We start from the raw sequence: 17329 nt of genomic DNA, 5'->3' as shown, positions 1-17329 counted from the left end.
GTCCCGCCCTGGTGCGGGACTTTTTCGTTAAAAAGGAGGTGCCCGCTTACTTCGACTTCGCTCAGCACAGGCTCTGGCGGGCATGACAAAGCACGCAAACCGTCATCCTGAGGGCGACAGCCCGAAGGATCCAGTGCAATACATATTAAATTTCTATATTTGCTCTTATGACACAGAATAACGTTAATTTGGAAAAATACTCTGACGAGCTCGCCAACAATGCAAAGAACGCGAGCAAGAAAATCCGTACATTGAGCGCTGAAAAGCGCGCAGCCGTGCTCGCACGTGTTGCAGAAATCCTCCGTGCAAAGAAGCCGGAAATCCTCGCCGCTAACAAGCTTGACCTCGAAGCTGCCGCCGGCAAGCTCGACGATTCCAAGATGGATCGCCTGACTTTAAACGATGCCCGCATCGAATCGATGGCCAAGGGTGCCGAAGAAATCGCTGCATTTACCGACCCGCTCGGCCGCGTTCTTGAATCTCGTGAACTCAAGAACGGCATCAAGATTAGCCGTGTCGCTGTGCCGATAGGTTCTGTGTTCTTTATTTTTGAAAGCCGCCCGAATGTGACGATTGACGGAGCTTGCCTTTGCTTCAAGGCAGGCAATGCCGTAATTCTCCGCGGCGGCAAGGAATCGCTAAACTCCGCAAAGTGCCTCGCCGGGATTTTCCACCAGGCTCTTGAAGAAAACGGCGTTGACAAGGACGCTGTGCAGCTCGTGACCGAAACGAGCCATGATCTCGTGGGCATGCTCTTGCAGCGCAACGATTGCCTCGACCTCGTGATTCCTCGCGGTGGTGAACGTTTGATCCGCGCCGTCGTGGAACAGAGCAAGATTCCTGTCATCAAGCACTTCAACGGCATCTGCCATGTGTACGTGGACAAATCCGCCGACATGGAAAAGGCCGTGAACATTCTCATCAACGCCAAGACGCAGCGCACGGGCGTGTGCAACGCCATGGAATGCGTGATTATCGACCGCCACATTGACGCAGCAAACGTCAAGAAGCTCATTGATTGCCTCGCCGACCGTGGCGTAGAACTCTTTGGCAACAAGGACGCCCAATCGCACGACAGCCGCATCAAGGACATCGGCGATGACAGCAACTACCATCACGAATACCTCGCCCTCAAGGCTAGCGTCAAGTTCGTGGACAACGTCGAAGAAGCCTGCGATCACATCGAAAAGAACAGCAGCCGCCACACGGAAGCCGTTGTTGCAGAAGATGCAAGCGTTCAGGACTACTTTGTCGCAAATGTCGATAGCAGCAGCGTCATGGTGAATGCCAGCACACGCTTTGCAGACGGTGGCGAATACGGTCTCGGTGCTGAAGTGGGCATTTCTACGGACAAGCTCCATGCCCGCGGCCCGATGGGCGTCGAAAGCCTCTGCAGCTACAAGTGGATTCTCCGTGGCAATGGACAGGTTCGCGGATAATTAGACGAAAGAACGGCGCTTTGCGCCTACAGACGAGAGACGAAAGATGAAGTTTGAAGACTTAATCAAAGAAGTAAAATTCGAAGTGGAATTCGGTGGAGTAAAACTCGCGCCGGCAATCGTTCAAGACGCCGACAAGGGCGACGTGCTGATGATGGCATGGATGAACGAAGAAGCGCTCCGCCGCACGCACGAATGTGGCGAAATGGTTTTCTGGAGCCGCAGCCGCAAGGAATACTGGCACAAAGGTGACACCAGCGGAAACGTGATGACGGTCGTCGAATGGGCCGCCGACTGCGATTCCGACGCACTGCTGTTCAAGGTGCGTATGCAGGGCCCGCAAGTCGCTTGCCACACAGGCGCTCGCAGCTGCTTCTTTAAGAAGTGCGAAAAGTAAACAACACTTCCAAAAATTTCAGCCTAGTTTGCACACGCAAGCTAGGCTTTTTTTTGTAAAAAAAAGACACCAAGAGCCACTCGGCAATCAAAAAAATGGTAATTTATTTGTGGAGAAAATATGATTCAACGAATATTTGCATTTTTACTTATTGCCGCAGTACTCGGGTTTGGGCAGGCCAACGCCACCGAAGATAACGGACAAACGCGCTTTTATAAGGATTCTGTACAGGCAATCCAACACGCAGAATTTACGCAAGTAGACTTTGATGGCTATTACGAGAACTTGATCCAATCCGAAAAAGACATTGTCAAAGAAGCAACAATCGGAAGCGTTGTCAGCGGAGTCGCTCTAGGATTTGGCATTTTCACCACAATCATCGCTTTTAGCGATAACGAAAAAAACGACAGGAATTCATGGGCCGAAATTCACAGACAAACTCTACAAATTTCAGGCGTTAGCCTAATAACCGCAAGTTCTATAGGTCTATTTGTCAGCCTCTACACAATCATCACCAGCACCGGCGAGAATAGCAAACGCGCCGCGTACGAACGAGTCTACGAGATCTACAAGAAGAGACGCGCCGAGCTCAAGAACGACACAAAAATTCTTGTTACTCCAGCAGTGGACTTACTTGGAGGCTCCGCCGGATTAAAAGTGGATGTGGCTTTTTAATTTCGCAAAATGCGAAAAATCGCAAATTGTCAGTATATGACACATTCAAAAATAGGGCATAAAACATCAAACGCATTCAACCCCAAATTTCCCCATAAAAAAGGGAAATCCCCCGCATCGGCGAGGGATTTCTTGTGTTTCAAATTTCTGTTGTACTTTGTCTTGTCTCGGACGACTCTTGTCCGTAACGTGGCTCCATTTTGGGAGCCGTCTATGCGTCGCATGCGCATCATATCGCTTTCTTTGGCGGTTTCAGCAACCTTGCTGAACACTTTATCTTTATTTTTAACCATGACAGCCTCCTTAATAGACAAATTTAATATATTTCATTTGAATTAAGAAGGGTTTCTAATATGAAAAAGACTTACGCAGTTTTATTTGGCATGTTCATGCTCACCGCCTGCAGTGAAGACAATCCGACATCGGGGCTCGACAACACTCAAACAACAAAGCCATCAACTCAGGCAATAACGGATTTTGGCGATGGTTACACATACGCCATTCCGATTAAGTACGACGAAGCAACGGGACGTATTTATCAGGGAACATACGCTTGCAATTACCACCCCGACACCAAAACATTCGCTTGGGAAGAATATCCAGAATCTCTAGATCCGGGCACTTATAAGATTGTTGGCGATTCACTCTGGATGGGGCCAACAGAAAAGGAAGTTTCGGATGATCCCGATGAGCAACAGTTTCTTGACGTTTACCGCAACTACGAAACGTTGGCATTGAGTAGTGACCACAATGATATTTATGGGACGTGGAATGTCACCAGTTGCAAGAGAAGCCTTGGGGATACAGAAATCAAGTGTTCCAAATACATCGGTGGCATAAGTGGAATTATAAGAACAATGAAAATTACAAAAGACTCCATTTATATCATTACAACTGTTGATTCAGACAACCTAGATCCAAACGATGTTAACATCGGAAAAATTATAAATCGTAGTTTTGGTTATGATATCGGCGACGCCACCATCAAGCAGCTGATGCTTGAAAAAACGATAAAGAAGGAATCTAAAGATTTTTTAACGCAATCGTTCATTATTGGCAACCAACTCTTTGAAGTTACTTCGACTCCTAAATTCAATGCAGCAGGAATGAACTACATTACAACGATGTCTAGCAACGGAAAGACTTGTACAAACACGCAAAGATTGGGATTCATCAACGAGAAATTGTGCAAAGAAGAAACCGCAGAATTCTTATTGAGTGCACGTGATAAAAGCGACGATCAATCTTACTATAAAGAAGGACCTGTAGAAGGATTCAGCATTGATAACAGCGACGAATTCAATGAATGTGCAAGAGGTCTTCCGACAGAAGATACAAAGCAATTGTTGAGTCAGTACGTCAGCAATTACAATGATTAATTTAGGGGAATAATTTATGAAAAAGATTACATCTCTTCTTTTTACGGCTATTGCACTTATCGCTTGCAGCGAAGATAATCCGACAAGTATTTCTGAAGGCCCAGTATCTTCATCCTCCGAAGATACCATTTACAGCTCGGATATCGCAACAAGCTCTTTCTCCGAAAAAACAGACAGCGACAAGCGCATCCTTTCATGGACGCAAACTCGCGAGTTTGCCTTCTTAGACACAATTCATTTGAGATACTATCATCTTGAACACGATTGTATTTACAAAGAATCCTCAAATTCATTTTCGTGGGAAACCGGCAAATATTTAGGATTCGTCGACATAGACACGTTATACGAAAAAGACAATTATGATTACAGTTCGTTCGGCTATATGCTTTCCAATGATACGCTATACGAATGCGATTATATTGCAGCCGAATGCAACGACGTGTCTAAAATGAGTGCAGCCTCTGTTTACACAAGTTCTTCAAAATCGCTATTTGGCACATGGAATTATGTTGGACGAATTTATGACGGAATGTTCTTCGTTGAAGAAGATTATGCAAATGTTGAAATGACGATTACCCCCACGGGCACTACAGAAAAGATTACTTACGTACATGACCCGGCACCGTTATATTATACAAACAACTTCTGCTCCATCGTATATGATTTATTCGACGAAGCTGATGAATTAGAAAATGCATGCTTTGACTATTTTGGAGCAATAAAGAAACATAACGGGAAATACGAGCGTTACATTAAAGAAACAAATACTTACGAATCTATTCCTGACACAGTTAAGTTAGGTGATAATTATTGGGTTACTGCAATAAACGCTAACGAAATCATTCTTTTTGTAAATGGAACCAATTTAAATGTCAAATACAACCAGGATATGCTTGAGAACCCAATCACGATGAAACGTGACATGACCGTTTCGAATGGGGAAAAGACCTGCGAATATCATTCGACACAAATAAATCAAATTACCAAAGAAATCTGCGAAGCCGCAACATATGATTCTTCAAAAGTGATATCAGACTACAGTAACATCACCGGTAAAGAAGAAAAGATGTTAAGTTCTTACTTGAACAACAACTACGAATTCAGGCAGTGCATCAAACAGCTTTCAAAAAAAGATTGATTTCAAAATTTTGTTATTTTTTTGCTATCTAAACAAAATGGAATTTTTTATGAAAAAAATTATTGCACTTGCAATTATCGCATTTTTGTTCATCGCCTGTTCCAACGATGGATATACGTTTTCCACAACATACAGTTACGATGAAAACTCAGGTATCTTAAACCGAGGAACAGTCTCCTGTAACTACAATTCCGAATCCAAGACTTTTACATGGGGAGAAAACAACAAGCCCTGGAACTCGAATAAAATCAAAATTGTCGGAGATTCCATGTGGATTAGTCCGGCCCAAAGAAAAATATCTGATGATTCTTCGAGACAACAATTCTACGACGAAATCTACAATCTTGACACATTGGCATTAAGCAACGACCACAACGGTCTTTACGGCACATGGAATATGACCAAATGCACTAGGATTTACGGAAAGACCGAAGTCAACTGCGACTCCTCAAATGAATTCGCTATATACAATCGTACTTTGAAATTTACGCAAGATTCCTTATATGTTACCAAAACTTTCGAAAAAGGGACTCTAGCAAAAGATGATTCCATCGGGAATAAAGAAACTGAACAAAAAAGATCAACACTCTACAGCTTTATATTGTTAAACACATTAGGATTAATGTACGAACCATACATGAGTTCCGTTTTAGTAAAACTTGGAGTCTTCAAATTTTCAAAAATGGACTATTACCATCAAGTTTTTTCTATTGCAAACCAGTCTTTTGAATACACCAAAAGCATTTGGCTTGATTCTACAGGAGAAAATCTTCTTGAAGTATTTTCTAGCAATGGCAAAACTTGCAGTCGACAAAACAAAAGTGCTTTTATAACAAAAAATCTATGTTTAGAAAAAGATGAAAATTTTCTACTCAGCGCTAGAGACAAATATATTGGCCCCAAACGTTATGACGATGGCCCCGTATTCATCTACGACATCGACAATCAAAATGAATTCTATACATGCGTAAGATCGCTCCCGACAAAGGAAACTTTAGATTCATTAAGCAAATACCCACACATCGACTACGGTGATTAAGAAGAATTTTACTCTTGCCCTGAACTCTATTTGATTGACTTTCGATTTAGTTGAAAATATTCGCCATCATGGTTTTAAGCGCCTGCTGCTTGCAGTTTCAGGCGGTTTAGATTCTATTTGCTTGGCTCATTATTTTATCGAGAACCGCGATGCACTTGGAATTGAATGGCTAGGCATTGCGCATGTACATCACGGGCTACGCGAAGGAACGGCAGACAGAGACGCAAAATTTGTAGAAGAATTTGCAAAGTCGCACGACGTTCCGTTTTTCTTGAAGAAGTTGGATGGTGAAGCTCTGAAAGATGCAGACGGTTCGCTAGAAGAGAACGCACGAGATGCAAGGTATAAAGCGCTAGTCGAGATTGCTCTGAATAAAAAATGGCGATCCCGGAACGGAGTCCGGGATGACATTGAAGAAGGGTGCGTTACGATAGCTATCGTGACGGCGCATCATGCGGGGGATCAGGCGGAGACGATGTATATGCGTCTTAAGCGAGGGACAACGCTAGCCGGGCTCCGCGGGATTCAGGAAGTAAGGGAGATTCTGGACAAGAAGGAGATGCCCTCCCCATACGCGGATCATGCTCACATAAGTGCTAAAGCACTAAGTGATCAAAGAGATCAAGTCGGGCATGACATTCCCTGCATTCACATCTATCGTCCATTCTTGAACGTCACTCGTAGCGACCTCCTCGCCTATGCTCGCGAAAATGGTTTAAGCTGGTGCGAGGACGAAAGCAATGCGGATGTGAAGTTCGCACGCAACAAGATTAGGCACGAGTTTTTGCCGAATCTGGAACGAGAATGTCCGGGGGCAATCCAACAGCTTTGCAAGATTGCGGGGCTAGCAGACAAAGCGTATGCAAAAGTAATCGCTAAATGCTCTAGATCCTTCGACTTCGCTCAGGATGACACAAGGGGATTCCCGCTTACTTCGGCTTCGCCTCAGGATGACAATGCAATACGTACGATTGCGCTGGACAAGAAAAAGCTCAACAAGATTCTACGCGAATACGCCAATGCAGATCTGTCCGAAATGTTCCGGTTGTGGCTCACAGAAAAGGGTTTTCGGTTCCCGATTGGCTTTTTCTACGGTCCTAAGGAGCCTGCCCACGTGAAAATCCCGGTCCGGGCGGTTTATCGCCGGCGTTCCGTCGTCAAAATAGCGCATACTGTCTGGATTTGCGAGTTCAAAGACGCGCTTTCAGCCGCAAAATTTGTATCTTGCGAGAAGAAAGAAAAGGATTATAATGAATCAACCAAAGAAGCCAGCTCCGTTTAAGAACAAGAATTTTATCATTGTTCTCATCATGCTCCTCATGCTTTTCGTCATGTTCCCCATGACCGGGAAAGAGTCCAGCAAGGATATCACCCGCACCGAATTTTTAGCCATGATGGGCGATTCAACCAAGGTCATTACTGAACTCACCCTCCAGAAGACTCCCGATGGCGTGATTATCGAAGGCGCTTACGAGATGTCCCCGGAAGAAATCGCCGAGGCCAAGAAGAGCCAAAGCGCTCTCGCCAGGTTCACTCGCAATAGCACCGACACCAAGAACAAGCATTTCAAGAGCCACATGCTCGATATTTCGAACGAGCAGATTTCGACTTGGGAAGCTTTCAAGGGCGTGAAGGTCAAGGTCATTCACGAATCGACCACCTGGATTGATACTCTCGTTGCATTCTTGCCAGCCATTTTGCTGATTGCGTTCTTCTATATCATGATGAGCCGTCAGATGGGCGGTGGCGGTAAGAGCCCGTTCTCGTTCGGCAAGAGCCAAGTGCGCCAGCTGAACTCGCAGAAGAAGACCACGTTCAATGACGTTGCCGGTTGCGACGAAGCCAAGCAGGACTTGCAGGAACTCGTTGAATTTTTGAAGGATCCAAAGAAATACGACAAGCTCGGTGGCCGCATCCCGAAGGGTGCTTTGCTCGTTGGCCCTCCGGGTACAGGTAAGACGCTCCTCGCCCGCGCTGTTGCAGGCGAAGCAGGCGTGCCGTTCTTTAGCATGTCGGGTTCGGACTTCGTGGAAATGTTCGTTGGCGTGGGTGCATCCCGCGTGCGTGACTTGTTTGAAACCGGTAAGAAGAACGCTCCGTGCATTTTGTTCATCGACGAAATCGATGCCGTGGGTCGCCAGCGTGGTGCAGGTCTCGGAGGCGGTCACGACGAACGCGAACAGACTTTGAACCAGTTGCTCGTGGAAATGGACGGCTTTACCGCTAACGAAGGCGTGATTTTGATTGCCGCCACGAACCGTCCGGATGTGCTCGACAAGGCTCTCCTCCGCCCGGGCCGCTTTGACCGCCAGATTGTGGTGGGCCTCCCCGACCTCAAGGGCCGTGAAGAAATTTTGAAGGTACACTTGAAAAAGCGCAAGGTGCCTCTTGGCGATGATGTCGATGTGAAGGCAGTCGCTAAGGGAACTCCGGGACTTGCCGGTGCAGACCTCGAAAACTTGGTGAACGAAGCAGCGCTCCTCGCCGCAAGGTTCAACAACAAGAAAGTGACGATGCTCGACTTTGAAGAAGCACGCGACAAGCTCAGCATGGGTGCTGAACGCCGCACGCTCCTCATGACCGACGAAGAAAAGCGCCACACCGCTTACCATGAAGCAGGCCATGCCCTCATGACGCTTCTCTGCAAGCACTCCGACCCGCTCCACAAAATTACGATTATCCCTCGCGGACGCGCTCTCGGTGTGACCATGAGTTTGCCCGAACGCGACCAGGTCAGCTACAGCCGCGAATACGCCGAAGAACGCATCATGATCATGATGTCCGGCCGTCTCGCCGAACTCATTTTCTTCAACCACCAGAGCACAGGTGCAAGTAACGACATTCAGCGCGCGACAGAACTAGCCCGCAAGATGGTGACGGAATGGGGCTTTGACGAAGAAATCGGACCGGTCTGCTACAGCCGCGCCGATGGCGAAGTATTCCTCGGACGCGAAATCAGTAAGCCGAAGGAAATGTCTGAAATGATGGCCGAAAAGATCGACAACGCCATCAACAACTTGATCAAGCGTATGGACAACAAGGCAAGACAACTCCTTGAAGAACACAAGGACAAGCTCACCGACCTCGCCGAAGCGCTGTTTGAATTTGAAGTGCTCGACCGCGAAGAAATCGACAAGGTCATGGCTGGCGAAAAGCTCACCGGTACAAAGAAGAGCCGCCAGTACAAGGCCATGGAAGAGCTCGCAAAGAAACGCGAAGAAGAAAATACTCCGCCGCCTGACCCGGGTGACCAACCGCCGGTAGCTCCGATTACCGACGTGCAGCCCGCCCCTGCATCAGGCAACGAAACCGCTACAAATTCTGTGAAAGAAAACGAATAAGGTCGCTCAATGCTCCGCTCTCTATTAGAATCTAATCGTGCAATCTCTTGGAAAATTGGAAACGACATCATTCCAGCTTCGAGGATGCCGCTTGTCATGGGTATCGTGAATGTTACCCCGGACAGTTTCTTTGATGGAGGCAAGCATAACACGCCCGAAGCCGCTTACGAGCACGCCATTTCGTTGGTGGAACAAGGTGCTGTGATTCTCGATATCGGCGGTGAAAGCAGCCGCCCCGGGAGTGCTCCCGTGAGCGTTCAGGAAGAACTTGACCGCGTATGCCCCGTCGTAGAGGCGCTCGCACAGACCGCAACCATTTCGGAAGACCTCGACAATCCGGGATTCCGCAAGTTCTACATCTCGGTCGATACGGTCAAGGCTAAAGTCGCCGAAGAATGCATGAAGCTCGGTGCGCACATCATCAACGACATCAGCGCCTGCATGATGGACCCGAAGATGATAGAAACCGTTGCAAGCACAAAGGCAAGCGTGGTGCTGAACCACATGCGCGGAAACTTCGGAACGATGCAGCAGGACTTTAAGCCATACACAAACGTGGTGCAGGAAGTTCAAGAAGAACTCTTGGCTCAGGTGAAGAAGCTCCTTGACGCCGGTGTCGAAAAAGAACGCATTTGCATTGATCCGGGTATCGGTTTTGGAAAGACGGTTCAAGACAACATAGACTTGATGAAGTCCGTGGACGTGATGCTCAAGGACGGCTACCCCGTTTTGATCGGCACGTCGAGAAAGTCCTACATCGGAAAGATGCCTGGACTTGAAACAAGCGATAGACTTATCCCGACCGTGACCGCAGACATTATCGCCGCCCTTGGCGGTGCAAGCGTTATCCGCGTTCACGATGTTCGCGAAGCAAAAGAATCACTTTTATATTTGGAGGCTTTGAAGTCCCATGACGCTGTTTAAGTTATTCGGCATCATCGATGTTCGTATGGCTGACATTCTGGACGTTCTCCTCATATCAGTCATTCTGTACTATATCTTTTTGCTGTTCCGCGGGACGCGTGCAGCACAGATGATTTTCGGCGGCTTTTTGCTTATTCTCGCATGGCTCATTGCGCAGTGGTGGGAACTCCATACGCTTGTGTGGATGCTCAGTAACCTCGCTACGCTCGGTATTATCGCCATCGTGATTTTGTTCCAGCCCGAAATTCGAAGCGCCCTTACGCGAATCGGTCAGAGCGTGAGTAAAGTGGACTTGCGAAACATCCTCTTCCACGCGAGCGGTCTCGATGACATCGCCCAGAAAATTTGCTCAGCCGTTCAGGATTTGGCAAAGACAAAGACCGGCGCGCTCATCGTGCTTGAAAAACGCGTGGGCCTCAAGAACTACGCTGATACGGGTGAATACCTCGATGCACGAATCAGCTCTAGACTTTTGCGCGCATTGTTTTTCCCGAACTCCGCTTTGCACGACGGCGCCGTGATTCTCAACTGCAAGTCGATTGTCGCCGCAGGCTGCATTCTCCCAATGCCGACCGGTAACGCCGAAGGCGATGCAGGCTACGGTATGCGCCACCGCGCCGCTAAAGCTCTCGCTGCCGAAAGTGATGCCCTCATCATCATCGTCTCCGAAGAAACAGGTAAAATTTCTACCGCTTACAGAAACAACCTGAGACGCGGCCTCACCCCGAAAGAACTTAAAGCAGAAATTTTCCGCCACTGGCACGACCTCTTCAACGAAGTTATTGAAGAAGATCAAGCCGAAGGTGAAAACGAAGCAGTCGAAAACAAGGTGTAACTTATGGCAAACAACGAAAAGAATTCTACGAAGAACGCACAAAATGCGCAGGGCAACCAGAAGAAGAAAAACGGGAAACGCAATCTCGTCATCTTGATTTTGATGTTCCTTTTGCTCATCTGCCTTTTTGTAGTGCAGTGCCAGCTCAACAAGGTCAAGCAGCAAGCGCTTGAAGAACAGAAACTCTCGGAACTCGCACTCCGCCAACAGCAGATTCTTGATAGCCTCCGCGCCGAACAGGCCAAGGCCGACAGCTTGAAGGCTCTCGAAGAAGCTAGAATCGCAGACAGTTTGCGCATCGCGGACTCCATCCGCACGGCAGATTCGCTCGCCAATTTGCCCAAAGTCCCGGCAGTCAACAAGGACAGCATCCGTGCCTATCGCAAGTTCCGCAGGGATAGTCTCGCCCGCGTTAACGACTCGCTCGCACGTATCGAGAGAGACCGCCAGGATTCCCTGAACAAGGCTCGCTTCGCCGATAGCCTCCGCAACTCGGACAAGGTCCCGCCCACAGCCGAAATCACGCCTCCTGCAGGCCGCTACTACGACCCGATCAAGCTCAAGGTCAAGTGCGACGAAATCAAATGCAAGACGTTTGTTTCCATCGGCGATACGCTCAATCCGCAAGACGCAAGCAAGGGCATAGAATACAACAAGACCGGTTCCGTGTTCTTCTACGCTACCGACTCCGTCGGTAACCGCTCCGCTTGGGAAGAAGCCAAGTACGACATGGCAAGCGATAACATTTGCGGCAAGAACGCCTACCCCGTCCCGGTTGGCGGAAAGACCGTCTGCGTAGACGCCTATGAATACCCGAACCAGCCGGACGCTACACCGAAGGACATGGTAAGCCAGGAAGAAGCCGCACGCATTTGCAAGAACGAAGGCAAACACCTCTGCACAATCGAAGAATGGCAAGCCGCCTGCCGTGGCAAGGACGGTTTCAAGTTCTCTTACGGTAATGGTTACAAGCAGAGCAAGTGCAATACCAACACAAAGGCAGCCAAGAGAAGCGGTCGCAAGACGCAATGCCGCAGCTGGTATGGCATGTACGACATGAACGGAAACCTCTGGGAATGGACAGCCTCAACAAGCAAGCAGCACCCGGACAAGTTCCTGGTCGCAGGTGGCGCATGGAACACGAACAACGAAAGTAGCTGTTCCGTAAGCAAATTCAGCTTCTACCCGCAGAACCAGTACCCGAGTGTCGGTTTCAGGTGTTGTAAATAACTCACCGTTAAAACAACATTACATAGATTCGCTAACCCAACCGGAAAAAATTATCTAATTTAAGAGCATGAAAACGAAACTTATACTCTCCGCACTTTTAATTTCTTCGTTTACGTTCTTCGGCTGCAACAATGAAAAGCCCAACTATACGGGTTACTGGAAAGGCGAAGCCGACATGATTTTCGAAGTTCTTACCGAAAACAACGTCGATTACACCATCAGAAACGTGAACGGCGACCTCACGGCCAAATACGAGAACAACGCTCTCCGTGGCAAGAATTCGCTCAACATGGACATTTTGATGCGCGTCAAGGGCGACTCCGCCTACTATGAATTCGGCGAAGACGAATCTGGCAAGATCGTGACGGGTTACATGAGAATCTCGAAGGACGAATACGACAAGATTTTCAAGGCTCAGTCCGAAGCTAAGAATAGCTATAACTAAGCGCTGAACGCCGGCTAAATGCCGACAAGATGCACGCGTTTAAAGAGACCCCGGTTTTAAAACCGGGGTTTCTAGTTTTTATCGTCATTAAAACTTAACTGGATGGGGCTACGCCCCAACTCTTTGGCTCGGTTATGCCCATGCAAGCATGGTCGCAACACTCGCCTTTTGAGTTGTCTTCCGCCTTCAGCGTCAGGATGACGAAGAAATAAGGCGGGGATGACAAATAATGGTGATCCCGGAACGGAGTCCGGGATGACAACTTAATGCGGGAGTGCCGCGACAGTCTACTTCTTGAGTGCGGACAAGAATTCCTTGAGGCGGGTGTCCTTCGGGTTGTCGAAGACTTCTTCAGGGGATCCGTCTTCCTTAACGTAACCGTCGGCAAAGAAGAGCACACGGTTTGCCACTTCACGGGCAAAGCTCATTTCGTGCGTTACAACGATCATCGTCATGCCGGACTTTGCAAGGTCCTTCATAATCTTGAGCACCTCGCCCACCATTTCCGGGTCCAAAGCACTCGTCGGTTCATCAAAGAGGATGGCTTCGGGCTGCATTGCCATAGCACGGGCTATTGCGATACGCTGCTGCTGACCGCCCGAAAGCTGTGCCGGATAATGGTCTGCACGGTCCAAGAGACCCACGCGCTTCAAGAGTTCACGAGCACGCGTTTCGGCATCTGCCTTGGACAAACGCCCGAGTTTCACTGGCGCAAACATGATGTTCTTGAGTGCGGTCATGTTCTTGAACAGGTTGAACTGCTGGAAAACCATGCCAACGCGCTCGCGAATCGAAGGCTTCGAAACATCCTTCGCCAAAATGCTCTTGCCATCCAAAAGGATATCGCCGCTCGTCGGGTGCTCCAGCAAATTCAGCTGGCGCAAGAACGTCGACTTACCACAACCAGACGGGCCGATAATAGCAATCACGTCACCGCGATGGATATCAAGCGAAATACCCTTGAGGATTTGCTTGTCACCGTAAGATTTGCAAAGGTTCTTGACCTGGATTAAAGTTTCTGCATTAGCGTTCATTTTTCTTCAACCTCTTTTCAAGTTTTGCAACACAAGCCGAAAGCCCGGCGACAATGATAAAGTAAATAGCTGCCACAGCAAGGAGCGGGAGCATGGCTTCGTAAGTCATACTGCGGATGATATCGCCACCGCGAGTAAGGTCGGTAAGGCCGATGTAACCGCAAATGGATGTTTCCTTGATGAGCGAGATAAACTCGTTCGTGAGAGCAGGAAGCGAGTTCTTGAACGCCTGCGGGTAAACGATGTAATAAAGGACTGTGCGAAACTTGAGGCCAAGACTACGGCCCGCTTCAATCTGTCCCGGGTCTACGCCCTTGATACCGCTGCGGATGATTTCAGAAACGTAGGCGCCCGAGTTGATGCCAAAAGCAACAATCGCGACGAGAATCTTGTTGATGTTCACCGACGAGAAGACGATGTAGTAAATGATGAGGAGCTGGATCATCATCGGTGTACCGCGAATCACGGCAAGGTAAGCCTTAGCAAACCAGTTCAGCACCTTGAAACGGCCGTTGAATTCGTTGCTCGTACGAATCTGCGCAATCACAAAGCCAATCATGATACCGAGGAGAGCCGCAAAGAACGAAATCACAAGCGTGTTGCGGAGACCTTCGACAATGAACTTCCAGCGGGAATCCTTCACGAAATTCTTGTAGACATGATCGCCAAAACTTTCTTCGCTTTCGACAGCTTGGTCACCGCGAACAATCACGACGACTTTCGAGAGCGTGTACGGAGTCGTAAAGTTGATGGACTTTTTGCGTTCTTCGGTAACGGTGAATCCCGAGAAACCGACATCAGCCTTGCCCGATGCAACCGCATTGATAATCGCGTCAAATTCAATGTCCTGAATTTCAACGGTACGGTTGAGGTAGTCGGCAATGTAATTCACGATTTCGATATCGAGACCGACAATCTTTGTGTTCTCGTAGTATTCGTACGGCGGGAACTGAGCGTTGGTCGAAACAACGAGCTTCGGGCCTTCGGTCACTTTTTTCTGGTAGTGGTAATTGCCCGAACGGTAAATGTACGTATTGAAGAGGGAATCGTAAACGCCATCCTTCTTCATCGCTTCAAGCGCCTGGTTCACTGAATCCAAAAGCGCTTCGTTGCCCTTCGCGACAACGCCTGCATACATTTCTTCGACGAAGACTTCTTCGAGAATGCGAAGCGACGGATTCTGGAGCACGAAAGCCTTGGCGGGCTGGTCGTCACTCATGACCGCGTCAATCTTCCCCTGCAACAGTGCCTGCACGGCATCGGCAAGCTTCGTGTAGCGTTCGACATCGATTTTAGCCGTGTCGCCACCAAAGTCCGATGCGTAGATATCGGCGGTGTTGCCAATCTGCACGCCCACTTTTTTGTGGCCGAGATCGCTGATGGAATGAACCCTGTTAGGGATGACGGTCTGTTTCTCGCTTTGGCACGATGTGAGCGCGAGCGAGAACAGTGCAATAAGAAGAGGGAGATATAACTTTCGTATCATTTTCTAACCTTAATTAAAAGTTAGTTAAAAGCCGAAAGTTTGGGAACCCTTGTGAGTATTATATAATATATGGACTAATAAATAAGTTTCATTTCGTCAATAACGAGTATCGCCCCCTTTGTACCCTTATAATGGTTTCCATCGGCACTCGAAGCAAAAACGACGCGAATATGAGTCACGGGCTCATCACCTGTCCCCTGCACCAAGCCGTTATTGATGGCGGACTTGTTCGAGGATTCAAGTTTCGTGTTGAACGTCGAAGAATTTTCAATCGGTGAGCCTGCGAGCGGCTCGCCGTACTGGAGCTTGAGACGGAGCGTACGCATCTTGTTTTCGTCCGGTTCCGAGACGCTAACGACATCAGGATTTTCGCGGCCGGAATTATCCGCCTTTGCGGAGCGGAACCAAGCGGAAGCGACCAGCTTGTTCACGTCACTTGATTTGCGATTGACGTTCTTGTCGCCGGTGCGATTTTCAAGAAGGATGTAAATGTCGCAGCTATCGCCCTTGCTATCGTAGCTGAACTTGACTTCCATAAATTCCGGGCGGGCGTTAAAAGGCTTGCCGAAATCCAGGAGTTCATTGCCATCGGGCCATGTCGAAGAACTCGCCATCGAAAGCGTCCCAACACCCTTGGGGTTAAAGTCAGCCGTGTAAAGGCTACCGCTAGCCATTTTGGTAAGAGCAGAACTCGTTTGGATTTGAGCACCGATCATGGAGCCAGACGTGATTTTTTCTGTCGTCGTTAAAATGGTATTGGCATTGCCCCAGATGGAATCTGGCGTGACATTGTTACCTTTCCAGGAATTGAAATTTGATCCCGGCAGCTGATAGCCCGCCTTGATAGTGTACGTTTCAGATTCGTCGTTTGCATTCGTGACAGTCACTTGAACGCCCGCGCCAAAGTCGTAAGACTCGCCCACTTCGACATTTGCAGTAGCGCCTTCTGGAAGTTCCATTTCAGAAAGTTCAAGCGCTGTGAGATCTGTACGGAAATCCAAATCGTCCACATGGAACGTTTTGCGTTCTGCATCAAATTCGGCAGACTTGCCTGCGATAGAAAGCGAAAGAACGCGCGGAGCAACGGCTTCGTGAGAGTCGCTAGATTCGACGGGTTCTTCTGCGTCAGAACTGCTAGAGTTTTGAGAATCGCTGGATTCGCGGGAGTCGCTGGATTCACGAGATTCGTCGCTAGATTCGCGAGATTCGTCGCTATTTGAACTGCTCGATTTTTTCGTGGAGCTGCTAGAGTTTTGAGAATCGCTGGATTCACGAGAGTCACTAGAGTCAGGAGATTCGTCGCTATTTGAACTGCTCGATTTTTTCGTGGAACTGCTCGACACACTACTTGACGTTGCGGATTTTGTGGAACTACTCGATGCACTACTAGAAGCAGAACTTTTCGCGGAGCTACTAGACTTTGCAGATTTTGCAGAAGAGGAACTGCTTACCGGTTCGAGTTCTGGAACGTTCAACACTAACTGCCAAATTGATTTTTTCCCGCTTTCGGAAACAACAACGACATAAACAATATGGTCGCTAGGGACTTGAATTTTATCGCCAACTCTTACCGCTTTTTTTGAACGAGAAACCTTTTTCGTCAAAGAATCCAGCGCCAAAGAATCCGTCGGGAATTCCTCAATTTTACCATCAACCAAATAGAGTGATGCAAAATGACTCATATCGATATTTTCGACTGTCACAGAATCCCAGGTATCAAGCGATTCTGGCGGTGCTACAAAATCAAATTCCATGCGATGTTCTGCCGAATATACAGCAGATGAGCCATCCTGTTCTGCAAACGAAATTTCTTCTAAATTGCGGTAATCCGATGCCCCAAATGTATCGTAATCTGCCGAACATCCATTCAAAAGTACAATTGCGACAAGTCCAAGGAGCGAGAGCGCAGCACTAGCACAATATCCATTTTTCGTGCGATTAAAATTTTCTAACAACATTACAAACTC

16 protein-coding genes are annotated in these 17329 nt (G+C 48.1%); 12 read left to right on the top strand and 4 right to left on the bottom strand.

From position 1 onward, the window contains the following. The first annotated feature begins 167 nt into the window (after positions 1-167). The 3 genes from CRN95_RS08400 (at position 168) to CRN95_RS08390 (ending at position 2511) form a co-directional block, all read left to right on the top strand. A complete protein-coding gene (locus CRN95_RS08400; protein WP_088629098.1) occupies positions 168-1439 on the top strand; it encodes a glutamate-5-semialdehyde dehydrogenase in 1272 nt (423 codons plus the stop codon). A 46-nt stretch (positions 1440-1485) separates the two neighbouring features. Continuing rightward, the gene (hisI, locus tag CRN95_RS08395; RefSeq protein ID WP_073424020.1) at positions 1486-1836 is read left to right on the top strand and encodes a phosphoribosyl-AMP cyclohydrolase; all 351 of its coding nucleotides are present in this window, start codon (positions 1486-1488) and stop codon (positions 1834-1836) included. 120 nt (positions 1837-1956) lie between these two features. Beyond that, a complete protein-coding gene (locus CRN95_RS08390; protein WP_088629099.1) occupies positions 1957-2511 on the top strand; it encodes a hypothetical protein in 555 nt (184 codons plus the stop codon). A gap of 29 nt (positions 2512-2540) precedes the next feature. Here the strand turns inward: CRN95_RS08390 and CRN95_RS08385 are convergent, their stop codons facing one another. Further along, positions 2541-2804 (bottom strand): hypothetical protein, encoded by a 264-nt coding sequence (locus CRN95_RS08385; protein ID WP_088629100.1) that lies wholly within the window; start codon positions 2802-2804, stop codon positions 2541-2543. Positions 2805-2864: 60 nt separating this feature from the next. Between CRN95_RS08385 and CRN95_RS08380 the strand changes: the two genes are divergently transcribed. The 9 genes from CRN95_RS08380 (at position 2865) to CRN95_RS08340 (ending at position 12842) form a co-directional block, all read left to right on the top strand. Further along, positions 2865-3890, top strand: coding sequence for a hypothetical protein (locus tag CRN95_RS08380; RefSeq protein WP_088629101.1), 1026 nt, complete (start codon positions 2865-2867; stop codon positions 3888-3890). 16 nt (positions 3891-3906) lie between these two features. Further along, a complete protein-coding gene (locus CRN95_RS08375; RefSeq protein ID WP_088629102.1) occupies positions 3907-5028 on the top strand; it encodes a hypothetical protein in 1122 nt (373 codons plus the stop codon). Positions 5029-5077: 49 nt separating this feature from the next. Further along, positions 5078-6067 carry a hypothetical protein gene (locus CRN95_RS08370; protein ID WP_088629103.1) on the top strand — a complete coding sequence of 330 codons (990 nt, stop codon included), beginning with the start codon at positions 5078-5080 and terminating at the stop codon, positions 6065-6067. Between the two features lie 34 nt (positions 6068-6101). Continuing rightward, positions 6102-7349: a tRNA lysidine(34) synthetase TilS gene (gene tilS, locus CRN95_RS08365; RefSeq protein ID WP_088629104.1), complete on the top strand. Its 1248-nt coding sequence runs from the start codon at positions 6102-6104 to the stop codon at positions 7347-7349. After that, complete coding sequence (gene ftsH / locus CRN95_RS08360; RefSeq protein WP_097020608.1) at positions 7318-9408, top strand: ATP-dependent zinc metalloprotease FtsH; 2091 nt, start codon at positions 7318-7320, stop codon at positions 9406-9408. Before tilS ends, ftsH begins: the two co-directional genes overlap by 32 nt. A 96-nt stretch (positions 9409-9504) precedes the next feature. Then, a complete protein-coding gene (folP, locus tag CRN95_RS08355) occupies positions 9505-10332 on the top strand; it encodes a dihydropteroate synthase (RefSeq protein ID WP_235002954.1) in 828 nt (275 codons plus the stop codon). Then, the gene (cdaA, locus tag CRN95_RS08350; RefSeq protein WP_085490523.1) at positions 10319-11167 is read left to right on the top strand and encodes a diadenylate cyclase CdaA; all 849 of its coding nucleotides are present in this window, start codon (positions 10319-10321) and stop codon (positions 11165-11167) included. The genes folP and cdaA overlap by 14 nt, the downstream gene beginning before the upstream one ends. 3 nt (positions 11168-11170) lie before the next feature. Beyond that, entirely contained in the window at positions 11171-12397 is a 1227-nt protein-coding gene (locus tag CRN95_RS08345) for an SUMF1/EgtB/PvdO family nonheme iron enzyme (RefSeq protein ID WP_073424011.1), read from the top strand. A 67-nt stretch (positions 12398-12464) separates the two neighbouring features. Beyond that, positions 12465-12842 carry a hypothetical protein gene (locus CRN95_RS08340; protein WP_088629106.1) on the top strand — a complete coding sequence of 126 codons (378 nt, stop codon included), beginning with the start codon at positions 12465-12467 and terminating at the stop codon, positions 12840-12842. Positions 12843-13129: 287 nt separating this feature from the next. Here CRN95_RS08340 and CRN95_RS08335 read toward each other — a convergent pair whose 3' ends face one another. The 3 genes from CRN95_RS08335 to CRN95_RS08325 all read right to left on the bottom strand — a co-directional run bounded on the left by CRN95_RS08335 (position 13130) and on the right by CRN95_RS08325 (position 17320). Further along, positions 13130-13876, bottom strand: coding sequence for an amino acid ABC transporter ATP-binding protein (locus CRN95_RS08335; protein ID WP_097020607.1), 747 nt, complete (start codon positions 13874-13876; stop codon positions 13130-13132). Further along, the gene (locus tag CRN95_RS08330; RefSeq protein WP_014544891.1) at positions 13866-15362 is read right to left on the bottom strand and encodes an ABC transporter permease subunit; all 1497 of its coding nucleotides are present in this window, start codon (positions 15360-15362) and stop codon (positions 13866-13868) included. The genes CRN95_RS08335 and CRN95_RS08330 overlap by 11 nt, the downstream gene beginning before the upstream one ends. Before the next feature lie 74 nt (positions 15363-15436). After that, positions 15437-17320, bottom strand: a complete 1884-nt coding sequence (locus CRN95_RS08325) for a PCMD domain-containing protein (protein ID WP_097020606.1) — start codon at positions 17318-17320, stop codon at positions 15437-15439. Positions 17321-17329 lie beyond the last annotated feature (9 nt).

The organism is Fibrobacter sp. UWB16 (assembly GCF_900215325.1).
Taxonomy (GTDB): Bacteria; Fibrobacterota; Fibrobacteria; order Fibrobacterales; family Fibrobacteraceae; genus Fibrobacter.
Note: the sequence above shows the minus strand (reverse complement) of the source record. Positions and strands in the feature narration are given on the sequence as shown.

What these genes read in the sequence shown, in the direction of transcription:
- CRN95_RS08345 (WP_073424011.1), top strand. Translation starts at nt 11,171, where the DNA reads ATGGCAAACAACGAAAAGAATTCTACGAAGAACGCACAAAATGCGCAG.
- CRN95_RS08380 (WP_088629101.1), top strand. Translation starts at nt 2,865, where the DNA reads ATGAAAAAGACTTACGCAGTTTTATTTGGCATGTTCATGCTCACCGCC.
- CRN95_RS08390 (WP_088629099.1), top strand. Translation starts at nt 1,957, where the DNA reads ATGATTCAACGAATATTTGCATTTTTACTTATTGCCGCAGTACTCGGG.
- CRN95_RS08335 (WP_097020607.1), bottom strand. Translation starts at nt 13,876, where the DNA reads ATGAACGCTAATGCAGAAACTTTAATCCAGGTCAAGAACCTTTGCAAA.
- folP (WP_235002954.1), top strand. Translation starts at nt 9,505, where the DNA reads ATGGGTATCGTGAATGTTACCCCGGACAGTTTCTTTGATGGAGGCAAG.
- ftsH (WP_097020608.1), top strand. Translation starts at nt 7,318, where the DNA reads ATGAATCAACCAAAGAAGCCAGCTCCGTTTAAGAACAAGAATTTTATC.
- CRN95_RS08325 (WP_097020606.1), bottom strand. Translation starts at nt 17,320, where the DNA reads ATGTTGTTAGAAAATTTTAATCGCACGAAAAATGGATATTGTGCTAGT.
- CRN95_RS08340 (WP_088629106.1), top strand. Translation starts at nt 12,465, where the DNA reads ATGAAAACGAAACTTATACTCTCCGCACTTTTAATTTCTTCGTTTACG.
- CRN95_RS08330 (WP_014544891.1), bottom strand. Translation starts at nt 15,362, where the DNA reads ATGATACGAAAGTTATATCTCCCTCTTCTTATTGCACTGTTCTCGCTC.
- cdaA (WP_085490523.1), top strand. Translation starts at nt 10,319, where the DNA reads ATGACGCTGTTTAAGTTATTCGGCATCATCGATGTTCGTATGGCTGAC.
- CRN95_RS08400 (WP_088629098.1), top strand. Translation starts at nt 168, where the DNA reads ATGACACAGAATAACGTTAATTTGGAAAAATACTCTGACGAGCTCGCC.
- CRN95_RS08375 (WP_088629102.1), top strand. Translation starts at nt 3,907, where the DNA reads ATGAAAAAGATTACATCTCTTCTTTTTACGGCTATTGCACTTATCGCT.
- CRN95_RS08385 (WP_088629100.1), bottom strand. Translation starts at nt 2,804, where the DNA reads ATGGTTAAAAATAAAGATAAAGTGTTCAGCAAGGTTGCTGAAACCGCC.
- hisI (WP_073424020.1), top strand. Translation starts at nt 1,486, where the DNA reads ATGAAGTTTGAAGACTTAATCAAAGAAGTAAAATTCGAAGTGGAATTC.
- CRN95_RS08370 (WP_088629103.1), top strand. Translation starts at nt 5,078, where the DNA reads ATGAAAAAAATTATTGCACTTGCAATTATCGCATTTTTGTTCATCGCC.